The 17497-nt window shown below is 72.0% G+C and carries 14 protein-coding genes; 8 read left to right on the forward strand and 6 right to left on the reverse strand.

Annotation, left to right across the window (positions count from 1 at the left end):
* The first annotated feature begins 115 nt into the window (after positions 1-115).
* Positions 116-1120 (forward strand): ADP-ribosylglycohydrolase family protein, encoded by a 1005-nt coding sequence (locus tag BDW27_RS19255; RefSeq protein WP_110050810.1) that lies wholly within the window; start codon positions 116-118, stop codon positions 1118-1120.
* Between the two features lie 154 nt (positions 1121-1274).
* Positions 1275-1796, forward strand: coding sequence for a YbaK/EbsC family protein (locus BDW27_RS19260; RefSeq protein WP_110050812.1), 522 nt, complete (start codon positions 1275-1277; stop codon positions 1794-1796).
* A 257-nt stretch (positions 1797-2053) separates the two neighbouring features.
* Here the strand turns inward: BDW27_RS19260 and BDW27_RS19265 are convergent, their stop codons facing one another.
* On the reverse strand, positions 2054-2647 hold the full coding sequence (locus BDW27_RS19265; protein WP_233515831.1) for a bifunctional 2-polyprenyl-6-hydroxyphenol methylase/3-demethylubiquinol 3-O-methyltransferase UbiG: 594 nt from the start codon (positions 2645-2647) through the stop codon (positions 2054-2056).
* Positions 2648-2804: 157 nt separating this feature from the next.
* Between BDW27_RS19265 and paaZ the strand changes: the two genes are divergently transcribed.
* From paaZ to BDW27_RS19280, 3 genes are all read left to right on the forward strand, one after another.
* Positions 2805-4838 (forward strand): phenylacetic acid degradation bifunctional protein PaaZ, encoded by a 2034-nt coding sequence (gene paaZ / locus BDW27_RS19270; protein ID WP_110050814.1) that lies wholly within the window; start codon positions 2805-2807, stop codon positions 4836-4838.
* Positions 4839-5076: 238 nt separating this feature from the next.
* Entirely contained in the window at positions 5077-5913 is an 837-nt protein-coding gene (locus BDW27_RS19275; protein WP_110051007.1) for an alpha/beta fold hydrolase, read from the forward strand.
* Between the two features lies 1 nt (position 5914).
* Complete coding sequence (locus BDW27_RS19280) at positions 5915-6409, forward strand: SRPBCC family protein (RefSeq protein WP_110050816.1); 495 nt, start codon at positions 5915-5917, stop codon at positions 6407-6409.
* 148 nt (positions 6410-6557) lie between these two features.
* Here the strand turns inward: BDW27_RS19280 and BDW27_RS19285 are convergent, their stop codons facing one another.
* From BDW27_RS19285 to pdhA, 3 genes are read right to left on the reverse strand one after another with little or no spacing between them, the layout of a single operon-like run.
* Positions 6558-7976, reverse strand: a complete 1419-nt coding sequence (locus BDW27_RS19285; protein ID WP_110050818.1) for a dihydrolipoamide acetyltransferase family protein — start codon at positions 7974-7976, stop codon at positions 6558-6560.
* Positions 7973-8959, reverse strand: a complete 987-nt coding sequence (locus BDW27_RS19290) for an alpha-ketoacid dehydrogenase subunit beta (RefSeq protein ID WP_110050820.1) — start codon at positions 8957-8959, stop codon at positions 7973-7975. Before BDW27_RS19290 ends, BDW27_RS19285 begins: the two co-directional genes overlap by 4 nt.
* A 2-nt stretch (positions 8960-8961) precedes the next feature.
* Entirely contained in the window at positions 8962-10047 is a 1086-nt protein-coding gene (gene pdhA, locus BDW27_RS19295) for a pyruvate dehydrogenase (acetyl-transferring) E1 component subunit alpha (protein ID WP_110050822.1), read from the reverse strand.
* Between the two features lie 338 nt (positions 10048-10385).
* On the opposite strand from pdhA, the gene BDW27_RS19300 reads away from it, so the two are divergent.
* On the forward strand, positions 10386-10883 hold the full coding sequence (locus tag BDW27_RS19300; RefSeq protein ID WP_017545676.1) for a phosphoribosyltransferase: 498 nt from the start codon (positions 10386-10388) through the stop codon (positions 10881-10883).
* Positions 10884-11291: 408 nt separating this feature from the next.
* On the opposite strand, the gene BDW27_RS19305 is transcribed toward BDW27_RS19300, so the two are convergent.
* Positions 11292-12557 (reverse strand): DUF418 domain-containing protein, encoded by a 1266-nt coding sequence (locus BDW27_RS19305; RefSeq protein ID WP_370446534.1) that lies wholly within the window; start codon positions 12555-12557, stop codon positions 11292-11294.
* Positions 12558-12647: 90 nt separating this feature from the next.
* Between BDW27_RS19305 and BDW27_RS19310 the strand changes: the two genes are divergently transcribed.
* The gene (locus tag BDW27_RS19310; protein ID WP_110050826.1) at positions 12648-13265 is read left to right on the forward strand and encodes a TetR/AcrR family transcriptional regulator; all 618 of its coding nucleotides are present in this window, start codon (positions 12648-12650) and stop codon (positions 13263-13265) included.
* A gap of 591 nt (positions 13266-13856) precedes the next feature.
* On the opposite strand, the gene BDW27_RS19315 is transcribed toward BDW27_RS19310, so the two are convergent.
* Positions 13857-16670, reverse strand: coding sequence for a LuxR C-terminal-related transcriptional regulator (locus tag BDW27_RS19315; RefSeq protein WP_110050828.1), 2814 nt, complete (start codon positions 16668-16670; stop codon positions 13857-13859).
* A 118-nt stretch (positions 16671-16788) separates the two neighbouring features.
* Here BDW27_RS19315 and BDW27_RS19320 point away from each other — a divergent pair, with 118 nt between their 5' ends.
* Positions 16789-17457 carry a triacylglycerol lipase gene (locus tag BDW27_RS19320; protein WP_110050830.1) on the forward strand — a complete coding sequence of 223 codons (669 nt, stop codon included), beginning with the start codon at positions 16789-16791 and terminating at the stop codon, positions 17455-17457.
* Positions 17458-17497 lie beyond the last annotated feature (40 nt).

A 17497-nucleotide genomic window follows, 5' to 3' on the forward strand; every position in this document is an offset into this window, starting at 1 on the left:
CGAATACGGACACACGGTTCCCTCTGCCCGAATACCCCCTGGCCAAGAGGCGAGACCGTCCCGGGACGACGGGAGTAGAGTCGGCCAGAAATTCCTTCGCCCCCTGTGAGGCCCCATGAACACCCTCGAAAGCAACCACGACCGGGACGATCGGGCCGCCGGTGTCCTGCTCGGGGCCGCGTGCGGCGACGCGCTCGGGGTGCCCTACGAGTTCGCCGCCCGACTGTCCGAGGAGGAGGTCCCCGCGATGGTCGGTGGTGGCCTGGGGCCCTACGCCCCCGGGGAGTACTCGGACGACACCCAGATGGCCGTGTGCATCGCGGAGTCGCTCCGGGACCACGACGACCCCCGCTCCGGGCCGGCTCTGGAACAGACCGCCCGGGCCTTCCTGACCTGGCGCCGTGACGGGGCGACGGACATCGGCGCGCAGACCGCCCGAGTCCTGGGAGACACCGAGCGGGCCCTGGCCGACGACGGTGCGGGGGAGACGGGCGCCGCGGAGGCGATGACCCGACTCTCCGCTCGGATGTTCGGCGCCGGGGAGCGGAGCGCGGGCAACGGGTCGCTGATGCGTACCGCCCCGCTCGCCCTGGCGCACCTGGACGACCGCCACCAACTGGCCGAGACCGTGCGCGTGTACAGCCTGCTCACCCACGGCGACCCGCTCGCTGCCCAGGCGTGCGTGCTGTGGTGTGAGGCGATTCGGCAGGCCGTGGTGGACGGGTCCGACGAGGGTCCGCGCTCGGGCCTCGACCTGCTGGAGTCCCACGACCGCGACACCTGGGCCGGGCACCTGGCCGAGGCCGAGGACTCCCCGCCTCGGGCGTTCGCACCCAACGGGTTCGTGGTGCGCGCGCTCCAGGCAGCCTGGTCGGCGATCGCGCACACCCCGGTGGAGGCGGGGGACCGGAACCGGTACGCGGCCCCGGTGTGGGCGGCGGTGCGCGCGGGCGACGACACCGACACCGTGGCGGCGATCGCCGGTGCGCTGGTGGGAGCGCGGTGGGGACGCTCGGCCGTCCCGGAGGAGTACCTGGCGGCGGTGCACGGATGGCCGGGCTACCAGGCGGACGGGCTGGCGAAGCTGGCCGGTGAGATCGTGCGACGGCACGGGGGCTAGACCCCGCGGGCCCGTTCGAGGGTGAGCGGACACGGACTCCCGGGGAATCCGGCGCCACGACCGCCGAGGGCTTCCGTTTGCTGCCGGGGAGCGGACGTGGGGCATCATGGTGGCGCACGGAAGCGGGAACGCGGTACGGGAACGGGGAGCGGCCATGGCGGAGCGAATCGACTGGGTGCCTGCGCACGATCACCCGGAGCTGACGGCTGACTCGGTGCGAGCGGCCATCGCGCCCTTCGACGGTTCGGTGCGCGCCGCCGCGATCGATCCCGAGTTGGCGGACACCGCCGAGTTCTGCGAGGCCTACGGGCTGACCCTGGAGACCAGCGCGAACTGCGTCGTGCTGTCCGCCAAGCGCGGCGGCGAGGTGACGTACGCGGCGTGCATGGTGCTGGCCACGGACCGGGCCGACGTCAACGGGGTGCTGCGCAGACACCTGGGGGCACGCAAGGCGTCGTTCGCGCCGATGGACGAGGCGACCGGGTTGACGGGCATGGAGTACGGGGGCATCACCCCGTTCGGGTTGCCCGACGGGTGGCCGGTCCTGGTGGACAAGCGGGTGCACGACACCCCGTGGGTGGTGGTGGGCAGTGGATTGCGCCGCTCGAAGCTGCGCGTTCCCGGCCCGCTGCTGGCGGAGCTGCCGGGTGCCGAGGTGCTGTCGCTGACACGCTAGGGGGCGGGTTTTCGCCCGCGCTGGGACCTCCACGAGTCAATTTGTCGACAAATCCACGAGTGGTTAAGGCGGGTTTCGGAACGGGGGCGGCGTCGTCACTAAGTGCCTGAGCTTGGGACATACCGGTTTCCGCTGAGGGCCTGACCGGAAGTGGGGTGCCGGCCTCCGGACCCGTGGGCGGAAGCGGGGCCGGGGGCGTTCCGGACGCACTCTCCCTGGTCGACGCCCTCTCCGACTGATCGTCCGGGGAACCCTTCCTACGAGGAGGGGTAGCGCAGGCGGTACCACTGGGGCGAGGTGCGGTTCATGGGGAATCCGAGCCCCCTCCGAGGGGCGTCCTCCACGTCGAGGAGGTCCCACCCGGGGAACGCCTCCTGGACCTCGGCCTGGGACACCCCTCCGACCATCTTCCGGAAGATCGACGGCCCGAACTCCAGCATGATCAGGGTCGCTCCCGGGGCGGCGAGCGCCGTCACGCTGCGCCCCTGGGCCGCTCGCTGTTCGGCGTCGAAGCCCTGGAAACAGCCGATGTCGATGAACAGGTCGAAGCTCCCCAGGTCGGGGGAGAGGTCGGTGGCGTCCCCGACCAGGTAGCTCACCTCGGCGGGCCCCTGGAGGCGAGCCGCCTCGACGGCGGCGGGGACCAGGTCGACACCGGTCACGTCCCAGCCCTTCTCGGCCAGCTCCGGGGTGAACCGCCCCCGGCCGCATCCGATGTCCAACGCGCGGCCGGGACCGCCCCTCTCCTCGGCCTCGCGGTCGAGGAAGGAGAGGAACCGGACCATGGCCACGGATCCGTAGCGCTCCCACGGGGTGACGCCGAGACGGTACATCCGCGCGTAGTTGGTCATGGCTCCACGGTAGGCCCCGATACCGGAGGTGGCCAGGCATCTCGGGTCACCAGGGAAAGCGCTGGTGGGACATTGCCCGGCTGTTCGGCGCCTATTTACTGACCGATCGGTCTGTAATACTGTTCGCTCAGACCCACACCGAGGAGAGGACCGTCACGTGTCCGAAGTACTGGAGAGCTACGCACAGGGATCGTGGTTCACCCCCGCGGACGAGGGTGCCCCGCTGGCCGACGCGAACACCGGCGAGACCGTCGCGCGGATCTCGAAGCAGGGACCCGACGTCGCCGCGATGGTCGAGTACGCACGTGAGGTCGGCGGCCCGGCGCTGCGCCAGCTCACCTTCCACCAGCGGGCGAACATCCTCAAGGAGATCGCCAAGCACCTGATGGGGTACAAGGACGAGTTCTACGCCCTCTCGCACCGCACCGGCGCCACCAAGCGCGACACCGTGGTCGACGTGGACGGCGGCTTCGGCACGCTCTTCAGCTTCTCCAGCAAGGGCCGCCGCGAACTCCCCAACTCGACGGTCATCCTGGACGGTCCCCTCGAACCGCTGGGCAAGGGCGGCACGTTCGTCGCCCAGCACGTGTACACCTCGCGCCCGGGCGTGGCCGTGCAGATCAACGCCTTCAACTTCCCTGTCTGGGGCATGCTGGAGAAGCTCGCCCCGGCCTTCCTCGCGGGTCTTCCGAGCATCGTCAAGCCCGCGGGCCAGACCTCGTACCTGACCGTCGCGGTCGTGAGGCGCATGGTGGAGTCGGGCCTGCTGCCCGAGGGCTCCCTCCAGTTGCTGGTGGGCAGCCACCGGGGCCTGCTCGACAACCTGGGACCGCAGGACATCGTGGGCTTCACCGGTTCCGCCGCCACCGGGGCCCTGCTCCGGGAGCACCCGAACGTCGTCCGTGGCGGTGTGCGGCTGAACGTCGAGGCCGACTCGCTGAACTGCTCGATCCTCGGCCCCGACGTGGGTGTGGCGGACCCCGAGTTCGATCTGTACGTCAAGCAGGTCGTGGCGGAGATGACCGTCAAGGCGGGCCAGAAGTGCACCGCCATCCGCCGGGTGATCGTGCCCACGGCGATGGCCGAGGCGGTCACCGAGGCCCTGACGGACCGCCTGTCGAAGGTCGTGGTGGGCGCCGCCGACCACCCCGACGCCCGGATGGGCGCCCTGGTCTCCCTGGCCCAGCGCGAGGAGGTCCGCAAGGCCGTCCGCACCCTGCGCACCTCCAGTGAGCTGGTGTTCGGCGACCCCGACCGGGTCGAGGTGACCGGCGCCGACGACGGCACGGGCGCGTTCATGTCGCCGATCCTGCTCCGTGCCGCCCCCGGCGCGAAGGAGCCGCACGATGTCGAGGCCTTCGGCCCGGTCAGCACGATCATCACCTACGACTCCGTGGCCGAGGCCGTGGAGCTGGCCGCCCGCGGCCAGGGCAGCCTGGTGGGTTCGCTGGTCACCCACGACGAGGATGTGGCCCGGGAGGTCGTCCTGGGCGTCGCACCCTGGCACGGCCGCCTCCTGGTGCTCGACCGGGACGACGCCAAGGAGTCCACCGGCCACGGTTCACCGATGCCGGTCCTGGTGCACGGCGGCCCCGGTCGCGCCGGCGGCGGCGAGGAGATGGGCGGTGTGCGCGGTGTCAAGCACCACATGCAGCGCACCGCCGTGCAGGGCTCCCCGGACATGCTCACCGCGATCACCGGCCACTGGACCACCGGTTCGCGCAGGGCCGTCGGCGAGGTGCACCCGTTCCGCAAGGACCTCGGCGAACTGCGGATCGGCGACACCATCGAGTCGGCGGAACGCAGGGTGACCCGCGCGGACATCGACCACTTCGCCGAGTTCACCGGTGACACCTTCTACGCACACACCGACGAGGAGGCGGCCGCCGCCAACCCGTTGTTCGGCGGGATCGTGGCGCACGGCTACCTGGTGGTGTCGCTGGCCGCCGGGCTGTTCGTGGACCCGGCCCCGGGCCCGGTGCTCGCCAACTTCGGCGTGGACAACCTGCGTTTCCTCACTCCGGTGAAGGAGGACGCGGTGATCCGGGTGACGCTGACCGCGAAGCAGATCACCCCGCGCACGAACGCGGAGTACGGCGAGGTCCGGTGGGACGCGCTCGTCACCGACCAGGACGGCGAGCCCGTCGCCACCTACGACGTCCTGACCCTGGTGGCCAAGGGCGAGGAGTAGCCCCGTCCGGTTCGCGTGTCGATCCGTCGTCCTGTCGACAAACCGACAGGGCGCGGATCGATGTCCGCCCGACGGCCCGCGCCTCCCGCTCCCGTTCGCCGAGGGGAATCGGTTCCCCGGAGCCCGCCCCACCGAGTCCGGACCCAAGGCATAACCCGTGTTTGTGTTCCCGAAGGACGTGTCTTCCTAGGGTGAGTGGGGTGTGCACGCCGAGTTTCCCGACACGGGTGGGGGCAACATGGGACGCATCACCGTCGACGCCGAGAACAGCGATCCGGTCGAGCTGTACTACGAGGACCAGGGGAGCGGCCAGCCGGTCGTCCTCATCCACGGGTACCCGCTCGACGGTCGGTCCTGGGAGCGGCAGACCGCGGTCCTCCTGGACTCCGGATACCGGGTGATCTCCTACGACCGCCGGGGGTTCGGGCAGTCGTCGCACCCCGCGGACGGGTACGACTACGACACCTTCGCCGCCGACCTCAGGACCGTGCTGGAGACACTCGACCTCCGGGACGCGGTGCTCGTCGGATTCTCCATGGGCACCGGAGAGGTCGCCCGCTACCTGGGGTCCTACGGCTCCGATCGGGTCAGCAAGGCGGTCTTCCTCGGATCGCTCCAGCCCTTCCTGCTCCAGACTGACGGCAATCCGGGCGGCGCCGCCCCGCGCGAGTTCTTCGAGGACATCGTCGCCCAGGTCCGGGCCGACCGCTACGCCTACTTCACCGGGTTCCTGGCGGACTTCTTCAACCTGGACGAGACGCTGGGCGACCGCATCAGCGACGAGGCCGTGCGCAACAGCTGGAACAGCGCCGCGAACTCCGGTCCGGTGGCCTCCGCCGCCTGCCCGATGACCTGGATCACCGACTTCCGCGAGGACGTGCCGAGGATCGACGTGCCCACGCTGATCGTGCACGGCACCGGCGACCGCATCCTGCCGGTGGACGCGACGGGGCGCAGGTTCGCCGAGCTGCTGCCCTCGGCGGAGTACGTGGAGTTCGAGGGAGCACCGCACGGCCTACTGTGGACCCATGCTGAGGAGGTCAACGAGGTGCTGCTGCGATTCCTGGGCACCTGACGTGAGGGAACGTGACCGGAGTGTCCGCCCACGGCGCACCACCAGGCTGCGGGTGACCGAGGACTTCGCCGCGCCGCCGGAGCGGGTGTTCGCGCTGATCCTCAGCGAGGAGGGGTTCGTGGACGCCATGCCCCCGGGCGTGGAGGTGCTGAGCTGGCCCGAGCGGTTCGGTGAGGGTGAGGTCCTGGACCTGCGCTGGGGCGCGGCCGGGGTCCACCCCGTGCGCTGGGTCGCCGTCGTCGACGCCTACGAGGAGGGCCGCTCCTTCAGCGACCTCCAGGTGCGCGGTCCGCTGCGGTACTGGCGGCACACCCACACGGTGGAGCCGTACGGCGAGGGCACACGCCACACCGATCTGGTGGAGTTCAGCACCGGCCTCGGTCCGGCCGGTGACCTGGCGGTCGCGATCGGCATCCGCGGGGCCTTCGGTCCGAGGCTGCGCCGCATGCACGCCGCCCTGGATCGGCGCGGTGCGTGCGAAGTCCCAGACGCCTGAGAATCGAGGGGATGGCGCGGAGGGCCGGGCAGCCGGGCGATTCGGCCCGTTGACACGGAGGCCGACCAACCCCGGGGGGCGTGTTCGGTCAACGGGACAGGGAAGCGTCCCGGAGGTGCCGACTCCTCCGGGACGCTGGTCCTTCGCCCTACAGGCGGGCGATCGCCTTCGCCGGGCTCTCCATGGCGTCGGCGACGACGCGCATGAACCCGGCGGCCGCGCCGCCGTCACAGACCCGGTGGTCGAAGGCGAACGACAGCTGGGTGACGCTGCGGACCGTCAGTTCCCCGTCCACCACCCAGGGCCTGTCGATGATCCGGCCGAGGCCGAGGATCGCCACCTGCGGGTGGTTGATGATCGCCGCGCTTCCGTCCACGCGGAGCGCGCCGTAGTTGTTCAGCGTGAACGTGCCGCCGGTGAGCTGCGCGGGGGTCGCACGGCCCTCGCGGGCCAGCCTGGTGAGCTCCCTGATCTCGGTGTCCAGCTCGCCGGTGGTGAGCCTGTGTGCGCCCATCACCGCCGGAGCGACCAGGCCCCGGTCGGTCTGGACGGCCAGGCCGAGGTTGACGCCGTCGTACTGGACGAGCTCCTCGCGCTCGGTGTCCACGAGGCCGTTGAGCTCCGGGTACGCGCGCAGGCCCGCGAGGACGAACCTCGCCACGTAGGCGAGCAGGCCGGGGCCTTCGGGATCGGACTGACGCAGGCGCACCAGTTCGGTGGCGTCCACGTCGACCCACACGGTGGCCTCCGGGATCTCGGCGCGGCTGCGGGAGAGCGAGGCGGCCACCGCCCTGCGAAAGGTGCCCATGGGGACCCGCTGGGACTCGGTGAGGCCGGTGCGGGTGTCGACGGCTCCCGGGGCGACCGGCGCCGGGGCGGTGGCCGGATCGGCCTGGGAGGGAACCGCGACCGGGGCGGACGGGGCCGGAGCGGTGTTGGCACCGGCCGCCTCGATCGCGGAGCGTACGTCGCGGCGGGTGATCAGGCCACCCGGTCCGCTGCCCTGGATGTCGGCCACGCGCAGCCCGGCCCCGCGGGCCAGCTGCCGGACCAGGGGCGAGGTCACCAGTGGAACCCGGCGTACCGGGGCCGCCTGGACGGGAGTCACCGGGGCCACCGGGGCGGGCGGCTGGGCGCCGCGCGCCGGGGGCCGGGGGCGCGGACGGCGGCGGCGACCGGTGCCGGTGGACTCGGGGGTGCCGTAGCCGATCAGGACGTTGCCCGAGCCCGCCCGCTCCTCCTCGCGGTAGCGCTCACCGTCGGCGTCGGCGGTCACGGGCTCCGCGGCCGGAGCCCCGGCGTCCGGCGTCCCCGTGGCGGGGGCCGTCTCGGTCCGCACGCTGATCAGCGGCTTACCGACCGCCATGACCTCACCCTCCTGCCCGTGCAGGACGGAGACCGTCCCGGCGAAGGGCGAGGGCACCTCGACGATGGACTTCGCGGTCTCCACCTCCGCGACGGGCTGGTCGAGGGTGACGGAGTCGCCCACGGCGACCAGCCACTTCACCACCTCGGCCTCGGTGAGGCCCTCCCCGAGGTCGGGGAGGTCGAACGTGCGGGTCGTCACTGGTCCTCCCACTGAAGGTCGTCGACGGCGTCCAGGATCCGGTCCACGCCGGGCAGCTGGAAGCGCTCCAGCTTGGGCGGGGGGAAGGGGATGTCGAAACCGGTCACCCGGCGGACCGGGGCGGCCAGGGAGTGGAAGCAGCGCTCGGTGACGCGGGCGACGATCTCCGAGGCGACGCTCGCGTACCCGCTGGCCTCGGCGACCACCACGGCACGACCGGTGGAGCGGACCGCCGCGCACACGGTCTCGTCGTCGAAGGGGACGACCGAGCGCACGTCCACGACCTGGAGGCTGCGGCCCTCCCGGGCGGCGGCGTCGGCGGCCTCCAACGCGGTGGACACGGAGGGCCCGTAGGCGATCAGGGTGGCGTCGGTGCCCTCGCGGCGGACCACGGCCTGCCCGATCCCGGGTGCGGGCCGGTCGAAGTCGATCTCCTCCTTGGCCCAGTAGAGCTTCTTGGGCTCCATGAAGACCACGGGGTCGGGGGAGGAGATGGCCTCACGCAGCAGGTAGTAGGCGTCCTCGGGGGTGGCCGGGGTGACGACCTTCAGGCCCGGGGTGTGCGCGTAGTACGCCTCGGAGGAGTCGCAGTGGTGCTCCACGCCGCCGATGCCGCCCGCGTAGGGGACGCGGATGACGATGGGCAGGCCGACCCGGCCCCGGGTGCGGTTACGGGTCTTGGCGACGTGGCTGGCGATCTGCTCGAAGGCCGGGTAGGCGAAGGCGTCGAACTGCATCTCGACCACCGGACGCATGCCGTTCATCGCCATGCCCACGGCCATGCCGACGATCCCGGACTCCGCGAGCGGGGTGTCGAAGCAGCGGTCCTCGCCGAACTCGGCGGTCAGGCCGTCGGTGATGCGGAAGACGCCGCCGAGGGGGCCGACGTCCTCACCGAAGACGTACACGGAGGGGTCCTCCGCGAGGGAGTCGCGCAGCGCCCGGTTGAGCGCCTGCGCCATGGAGAGCTTCTCGGTCGCCATGCTCAGTGGCCCTCTCTGCTCAGTTCGTCGGCCAGGAAGGCGGCCTGCTCGGTCAGCTGCGGGGTGGGGTCGGCGAAGACGTGCGCGAACAGGTCGGCGGGGTCGGGTTCCACGTCCTGGTTGACGCCCTCCCGCATGTGGCTGGCGACCCGCTCGGCGCTCTCGGCGACCTCCGCTTTCCGGGCCTTGGTGAGCACACGCTTCTTCCTGAGGTAGGCCTCGATGCGCAGCAGCGGGTCGCGCGCCACCCAGGGGTCGACCTCGTCGTCGCTGCGGTAGCGGCTGGCGTCGTCGGCGTTGGTGTGCGCCTGCATCCGGTAGGTGTGCGCCTCGACCAGCTGCGGGCCCCCACCGGAGCGGGCGGCCTCGACGGCGCGTTCCAGGACGGCGAGGACGGCGGCGGCGTCGTTGCCGTCCACGCGTTCGCCGTTGACGCCGTAGCCGACACCCTTGTGGGCGAGGGAGGGTGCCGCGCTCTGGCGGGCCAGGGGCACGGAGATCGCGTACTCGTTGTTCTGCACGAAGAACACGACCGGCGCCTTGAAGACGGCGGCGAAGTTCAGCGCCTCGTGGAAGTCGCCCTCACTGGTGGCGCCGTCGCCGCACAGCGCCATGACCACGGTGTCCTCGCCGCGCAGGCGGGCCGCGTGGGCGACACCGACGGCGTGCAGGAGCTGGGTGGCGAGAGGGGTGGCCTGGGGTGCGACGTGGTGGGCGTAGGGATCGTAGCCCGAGTGCCAGTCGCCCTTGAGGAGGGTGAGGACCTCGACGGGGTCCACACCGCGCGCGATGACGGCGGCGGTGTCTCGGTAGGTCGGGAAGAGCCAGTCACCGTCGGCCAGCGCGAGCGCGGCGCCGGTCTGACAGGCCTCCTGACCGTGGGAGGAGGGGTAGACCGCGAGGCGGCCCTGGCGGACGAGAGCACTGGCCTGGTCGTTGACGCGGCGGCCGATCACCAGGGAGGCGTAGGCCTCCAGGAGGCGCTTGGTGTCGGGCATCCGCAGGTCGGCGCCGTCGACCGGGACTCCGGACTCGTCGAGCAGTTGGATCGGCTGCTCGGAGGGGAGTAGGCCCTGGTGTCCAGCCATGCTGCAACCTCCTGGTTCGCGGAAGACTCGCGGAAGATCTGTACAGGGACATGGTGCTGTTCGCGTCCATCTGTTCGCTACAAACCGGGAGGAATCGAGAAAATGTCGCGAAAGTTCCCAAACCTCGTGTCACTCCGTCCAGGAATGTGACCCAGGACACCGACCCCGGTGGACATGTGGCCCACGCCTCAGGGACTGGTGACCCTCGCCGCGTGGGCGCCCCGGGCCATCGCCGGGGCTCCCCGGCGTCGTTAGCATGTAGCGGTGCCGCGATCGCCCTGACCTGCGATGCGCCGGGCGCACACCACACCAGCGGGAACTCCAGGGGGAACCAGACCGTGAGCGACGAGCGCGAGAACCTGAGCTACGAGCTCTTCGGCACCGCGATGCGTGAGATGGCCCAGGCGATCGCCGACGACGGGTACGAGCCGGACATCATCCTGTCCATCGCCCGGGGCGGTCTGTTCGTCGCCGGAGGGCTCGGGTACGCCCTCGACGTCAAGAACCTGCACGTCATGAACGTGGAGTTCTACACGGGTGTGGGCACCACCCTGGACATGCCCGTCATGCTGCCGCCGGTGCCCAACGTGGTCGACCTGAGCAAGAAGAAGGTCCTGGTCGCGGACGACGTCGCCGACACCGGCAGAACGCTCAAGCTGGTGCACGACTTCTGCGCCGAGCACACCGCCGAGGTGCGCAGCGCGGTCATCTACGAGAAGCCGCAGTCCCTGGTCAAGTGCGAGTACGTGTGGAAGCACACCGACCGCTGGATCAACTTCCCGTGGTCGGTGGAGCCGCCCGTGGTGCGGCGCGAGAACCAGGTCCGCGACGCCTGAACCCCGCTCGCGGTCCGCGTCGAAGTCGACGGCGGCGCACCCCGTGCGAACCCACCTCCCGGACGGCCTCGCGCGGGGTGCTCGTCGTACACGGAGCCCGTCGAGCCGCAGGGACCGAGGGCGGCGACGCCTACCCGGGCCGCTGTTTCACGTGAAACAGGCGTCGCCGTGAGGACAGGACGACCTGTCGGCCTGTCGCCATGTTGACGTGTCGACACGAGCAGGGCGCGTCCTGCGGCGGGGAAGTTCAGCCGCGGGGGCTGACCGCCTCGGCCGGGAGTGCGGCGGGCGGTCAGCGGCAGCGGCAGCGGCAGCGGCAGCGGCAGCGGCAGCGGCAGCGGCAGCGGCAGCGGCAGCGGCAGCGAGGAGGGTACAGCGGGTGGGCCCGAATGCTGGCCCCGTCAGGCGTCACCCTCCGGTGGTTCGCTCCCCGCTTGCCGACTGCGACCCGGAGGTCGCCTCATCGAACGGTTCAGCGCCGACGGGGGCAGGCTCCGGGGTTCCGCGACCGGTCGGCCCGTAGGTCATCCGGCGCAGGAACGCCTCGGCCGGCCCTCGGAGCCCGAATCGGGCCATGAACGCGGCGACCGCCACGGTGACCGCCCAGACCCCGGCGCCCAGCAGCACGGACTGGGCGTCGTCGAGGCGCGCGGCCAGGTTGAGCGTGTACGGCATGAACAGCGCGACCCAGGCCACGGACTGGAGCAGGTAGCAGGTCATGGAACGCTCACCGGTGGCCGCGAGCGCACGCACGATCGGCCCACGACGGTCACCGATGGCCACCGCCACCAGCGCGATCAGCGCCGCGTAGCCGAAACCGCCGGCGTACCCGGACAGGACGTGAAGCCACTTCGCGCCGACCTGGAGGACGATCTCGGGCGCCCAGACCCGGATCAGCACCAGCGTCTGCGGGACGGCACCGAGCACGGACAGCGGGATGCCGATCATCGCGACCCGCCGCAGGAACGGGAGGTGCCTATCGGGCTCCTCCAGGAGCCGGTAACGGGCCGCCCAGACGCCCACGCTGAAGGGGAACACCGAGATGAGCACCAACAGCACCGCGAGGACCGGCCAGGCCCCGAGCCGCATGAACAGGTCCACGAGCGGGGTGACCTCCACGGCGACACTCTGCTGAGCACCGGAGACCGAGATCAGGGTCTCGGCGGCCGAGTACACCAGGCTGCCGATGGACATCCAGACGAGACCGTGGGCGAGAAGGCGGCGGTCGCCCAGCTGGAGCAGCCCGGCGAAGAGCAGGGCGATGAGCCCGTACACCGCGATGATGTCGCCGTGGAAGATCAGCGCGGTGTGCAGCAGCCCGATGACGACCATCCACCGCCCGCGTCTGCGCAGCAGGGAGCGCACCCAGGGCCACTGCCGCCCCTCGGCGGTGCGGCGGAGGTGGATCCGCGCGACGCCGTAACCGAACAGCGCCGCGAACATCGGGTAACCGCGGGACTCGGCGAAGAGGGTCATGAAGCCGGTGACCGCGACGTCCAGGGATCCGGCCAGACTGAAGGCCTCGCCTCCCGTGGCGATCTGCCGGAACATGTGGGCGTGCACGGTGGCGATGACCAGGAGCATGAAGCCCCTGGCGAGGTCGGGGGCGAGCGAACGCGGGCCGGGAGAGGCACCCGCAGGGGAGGGCCGTGACGGACGAGGGGTGAGTGGCACTGGTGACTCCAGTTCTCGTGCTCCACTATTGGATACGATGGCGTATCTAGAAATATAAGATACAGACCCGTGTCTTACGAACGGTTGAACATGACTGACCAGAAGCGGCCAGCCGCCAGGGCCACCCGCAGGCGCGGACAGGAACTCGTCGACGCCATCCACCGGGCCGTGATCGCCGAGGCAGCCGAGAACGGCGTGTCCGGCCTGAGCATGGAGGGGATCGCCCGTCGCGCCGAGACCGCCAAGACCTCGCTCTACCGCCGCTGGGGCTCCCCGGAGGACATCCTGGTGGAGGCCGTCCTGCGCCACTTTCCGCAGGAGACTCCGACCCCGGAGGCGGACAACCTGCGAGGGGACCTCGTCCGGTCACTGGAACTCTTCCGCGGCCTCATGAGCGAGGCGACGCTGGGACGTGCGCTCATGGCCGTGTTCGCCGAGGGCCTGCACCGCCCGGAACTCCTCCAGCGCATGGTGACGGAGGTGTACGAACCGCGCGGCGGGCGCTTCACCAGGACCGTGCTGGAGCACTACGCCGCTCGGGGGGAGGTCGACCCGGCCCGGATCACCGACGTCACGACCGACATCGGTGAGGCCATGATGATCAAGTACTGCGCGGACCACCCCGGCGAGGTTCCGTCGTCGGACTACCTGGCGAGGATCGTCGACGAGGTCATCCTGCCCGCGGTCGGTTGGGCCCCGGAAGGGTGACCCGAGAAGGGTCTCCCGGGACCGGTGTCCCGGGAGCGGACGCCCAGGGGCCCGAACCGAGGACCCGGGCGCGATCGGCCCCCTCCGCCGAGCCGAACACCGGATCGTGCTCCAGCCAGTGGTCAGGGCACCGGCCGCACCGCACCGCGCGGCGGGTCCTCGTCCGCGAGCGGAACTGGGGCGGCCTCCGGCCCGACCGGTGGCCGGAGCGAATCGCGCGAGGGGAGAGGGCGCGCATCACCAGGTCGAGGTGAACTCCCCGACCTCGCGCTGCCACGCGGGGCCGCACAGCGGCGGCCCGCCCGGGGTTGGCTGTCCGAGCCTCTCGGCGCGGCGAGAGGCAGTCTGGTGGCAACGCGAAGGAACCGCGCCGCAGGCGTCCGTTGAGGGTGGTGGCGGGCGACGAAGAGGGTGAGCACCGCGCCGCAGGCGTCCGTTGAGGGTGGTGGCGGGAGACGAAGAGGGTCAACACCGCGCCGCAGGCGTCCGTTGAGGGTGGTGGCGGGAGACGAAGAGGGTCAACACCGCGCCGCAGGCGTCCGTTGAGGGTGGTGGCGGGCGACGGGTGGGCGGATTGATCCACAAAACGACCTAGCGGTCGACCAGGCGGGAGAGCTCCACCCGGGAGCGGATGCCGAGCTTGCTGTAGATGTTGCGCAGGTGGTGGTCCACCGTGCGGGTGCTCAGGAAGAGTCGCGCCGCGACCTCCCGGTTGGTGGCCCCGTCCGCCACGTGCCGAGCGATCCGCAACTGCTGCGGACTGAGCAGGTCCACCCCGCCGACCTCGCGCGCCGCCGTGCTGCCCCGCGCGGCGCGGAGTTCCTCCCGGGCCTGCCGCGCCCACGGCCGGGCGCCCAGCCGGTCGAAGACCTCCATCGCCGTGTGCAGGTGCTCGCGGGCCCGTCCCGGGTGACGGGAGCGGCGCAGGTGCCCGCCGTACAGCAGCCGCGTCCGGGCCTCCTCGAAGTCGCAGTAGCCGGAGGAGTGCAGGTCCAGTGCGCTCTCGAAGTACCCGTTCGCCTCCTCGCCCTCCCTCAGCAGTCCACGGCAGCGCATCACCTGGGCCCGCGCGGTGTCCTGGCCGGTGGCCTCCGCCCAGCTGCCGAAGGTCTCCACCGCCTCGCTCACACGCACCGCGACTCCGCCGCGCACCGACGCCTCCACCAGGTCCGGGGTGATCAGCAGCCGCACCGCCGCGTGGCCGCTGCCGGGGCCGGACCGTGCCAGGGCGCGCAGCCGCATCGCCGCCTCCGAGGTGCGCCCGGAGCCGAGGTCGAGCAGGGCCAGCGCCCAGGCCGCCAGCCCGGCGGGCAGCCCCACGTCGTGTTCCCCGGCCAGGGCCAAAGCGGTCCCCGCGTGCTCCCGGCACGCGTCCTCGTCCCCCCGGATCGCGGCGACGAAGGCGAGCGCGCCCCGGTGGTGGCTCGCGCAGTTGTCCTGCCCGGACCCCAGCGAGGCACGCAGCCCCTCGGCGGCGCTCCCCTCCGCCAGGGAGAGGCGGCCGAACCACATCTCCGCGTAGGTCAGGAACTCCAGGGCCTGGGGGACCAGCGTGAGCGCCCCGGTTCGGCGGGCCACCGACGCCGCCCGTCCGGCCAGGTCGCGCGTGCGTACGTGGTCGCCACGGAGCAGCCCCGCGATCGCGCCCAGGACGAGCGCCTGGGGGTCCCCGATCCGGTCGGCGGTCTCCACGGCCCTCTCCAAGAGCGCGACGCCCTCACGGTGGCGCCCCTGGAACATGGCGGCCTTGCCGGTCATGTAGTCGAGGACCAACCTGTTCCAGGGCCGGTCGGCGCCCTCCTGCCCGACGGGTTCCCCGGGAGCCGTCTGCTCCATGAGGTCACGGGCCCGTCGGGCGGTGGCGAAGAAGCGCTCGTGGTCCCCGGTCAGGCAGCTGGCCTCACCCGCCTGGAGCAGGACCCGCAGCGCCGCGCCGGGGTCGCTCAGCGCCAGGCGGTCCGCGGTGGACCCGAGGCGCTGGAAGGCGTCGATGGCGACGCCCGAGCGCAGATCCATCTCGGCCCGCAGCAGGTCGGCGCGGTCCTGGACGGTGTGGTCGCCTCCGGTGCCTCCGGGGCCAACGGGGACCGTGGCGCCCTGGGCCGGACTCACCCGCGCGAGGACCCGCCTGGCCCGGTCCGGATCACCCGAGAGCCACGCGGAGCGGGCGGCGTCGGTCAGGCGCAGCCCCCGGAGGGCGGGGTCGGGGGTCAGCCGGGCGGCGTGTTCGTGGAGGAGGGAGGCGGGCGCGTGTCCGCCCTGGTCGACGGTGCGGCGGGCCTCCTCGTGGAGGGCGGCGGCGACGCGTTCGTCGGGGGTGCCTCCGGCCAGGGCCCGGTGCCGGATCGCGCGGCCGGTGTCCCCGGCCGCCTCGTGGGCGCGGGCCAGGTCCAGGTGGGCGGAGCGCCGCTGGGCGGGGGAGGCGTGGTGGTAGGCGGCGGAGCGGGCCAGCGGGTGGGTGAGCCCCGTCCGCGCCCCGGTGTCGGCGACCAGCCCGGTGCGGCGGGCGGGTTCGAACGGGTCGGCATCGGAACCGTCGGGGTCCGGGGCGTGGGGATCGGCGGCGGCCCGTACGAGGGCGAGCCGGGTGGCCCGGGGGAGTCGGGCGAGGTCCGTGGCGAAGGCGTCGGTGAGCTCGCCCCGGGAACGCGGCGGTTGGTCCAGGGCGGCGGCCCCGGAGCGCTGTTCGGGATCGGTCCCCTCCAGCAGTTCCAGGGCGGCGCGTGGGTTGCCCTCCGCGGCCTCGGCGAGGGTCACCGCGACGGGCACCGCCAGCCCCTCCGTGGCCCGGTCCCCGCAGGCATCGGAGAGCAGGTCCAGGACCGCATCCTCGGGCAGGGGGCGTAGCCGGAGCACGGGGATCCCGGTGAGCCGGTGGGGGTCGCCGTCCCGGGCGCTGAGCAGGACCGCCGCGCCGTCGTGGGTGAGGCGGCGCGCGACGAAGGCCACGGTCTCCCGTGAGGGCGGGTCGAGCAGGTGGAAGTCGTCCACGCATAGCAGGAGAGGGCTCCGCGCGGCCACCTCGGCGACCAGCCCGAGAGCAGCGTTGGCCAGCGGGAAGGCCTCTCCCGGGTCGCCGGTGTCCAGGGCCCGGGTGAGCGTTTCTCGTTGGGCTCGGGGGAGGTGCGGGAGGAGGGGGAGCGCGGGGCGCAGGAGCTGGTGCAGACCGGCCAGGGGTAGGCGGCCCTCACCAGGGGCGGCGCGGGCGCGCAGCACGGTGAAGTCGCGTGCCTCCCCTTCGGCGCGTTCCAGTAAGACGGTTCGGCCCACACCGGCGGCACCCGTCACGAGCAGGCCGCCGCCGCGTCCCGAGCGGGCGGTGTCGAGCAGGCGTCGGACGGTGAGCAGTTCGTGGTCGCGCCCTCGGAGGGGCGTCGGGCGTGTGAGCGGGTTCACGCTGATCACCCCCTCAAGTTACTCGCCGGTTAAGTCCGAGTAAAGGGACTGGCAATTCAGCCGATGCGCACCCTGTGACCGGAGGCACACAATCGGGGTCCCCGCTTCCCCCACCCTCGGAGACCACATGAGACGCCTGACCGCCCTCCTTTGCGGGCTCGTCCTCGCCCTCACCGCGGCCCTCCAGGCCGCCCCCGCCACCGCGAACACCCACACCCCGGTCGTCTTCGTCCACGGGTTCATGGGCAAGGGCGGCCAGTGGGACGACATGCGCGCCGCCCTCGTCGACTCCGGTTACCCCGAGGACCGCCTGCACGTCTTCTCCTACGACTGGGCCCGGTCCAACACCACCATCGCCGGGCAGCTCGCCGACCACGTCGAGGGCGTGCGCTCCCAGCACGGGGCGGACCGCGTGCACCTGGTCACCCACTCCATGGGCGGTCTGTCCTCGCGCTACTTCATCAAGAACCTGGGCGGCACGGACGCCGTCGACCAGTGGATCTCCATCGGCGGTCCCAACAACGGGACCAACATCGCCAACCTCTGCCCGTCGCCCATCACGCCCTGCGAGGAGATGCGGCACGGGTCGGACTTCCTGAACGGCCTCAACGGCGGCGACCCGACACCCGGGCCGGTCCGGTACACGACCCTGCGCTCCCCCTGCGACATCGTCATCTCGCCCACGGACAGCACGTCGCTGCCCGGCGCCGACAACATCCAGGTGGGCTGCGTCGAACACGTCTCGATGATGTGGAACGGCGAGGTCATCGACCACGTGCGCGGCATCGTCAGCTGACCCGCTTCCAGCTGAGGGTGCCGTGCCGCCCTGTCGCCCT

It is taken from the genome of Nocardiopsis sp. L17-MgMaSL7 (assembly GCF_003182025.1).
GTDB lineage: Bacteria > Actinomycetota > Actinomycetes > Streptosporangiales > Streptosporangiaceae > Nocardiopsis > Nocardiopsis prasina.

Coding starts and splice junctions, on each gene's coding strand:
- BDW27_RS19255 (WP_110050810.1), top strand. CDS start 116: ATGAACACCCTCGAAAGCAACCACGACCGGGACGATCGGGCCGCCGGT.
- BDW27_RS19260 (WP_110050812.1), top strand. CDS start 1,275: ATGGCGGAGCGAATCGACTGGGTGCCTGCGCACGATCACCCGGAGCTG.
- BDW27_RS19265 (WP_233515831.1), bottom strand. CDS start 2,647: ATGACCAACTACGCGCGGATGTACCGTCTCGGCGTCACCCCGTGGGAG.
- BDW27_RS19275 (WP_110051007.1), top strand. CDS start 5,077: ATGGGACGCATCACCGTCGACGCCGAGAACAGCGATCCGGTCGAGCTG.
- BDW27_RS19290 (WP_110050820.1), bottom strand. CDS start 8,959: ATGGCGACCGAGAAGCTCTCCATGGCGCAGGCGCTCAACCGGGCGCTG.
- pdhA (WP_110050822.1), bottom strand. CDS start 10,047: ATGGCTGGACACCAGGGCCTACTCCCCTCCGAGCAGCCGATCCAACTG.
- BDW27_RS19310 (WP_110050826.1), top strand. CDS start 12,648: ATGACTGACCAGAAGCGGCCAGCCGCCAGGGCCACCCGCAGGCGCGGA.
- BDW27_RS19320 (WP_110050830.1), top strand. CDS start 16,789: ATGAGACGCCTGACCGCCCTCCTTTGCGGGCTCGTCCTCGCCCTCACC.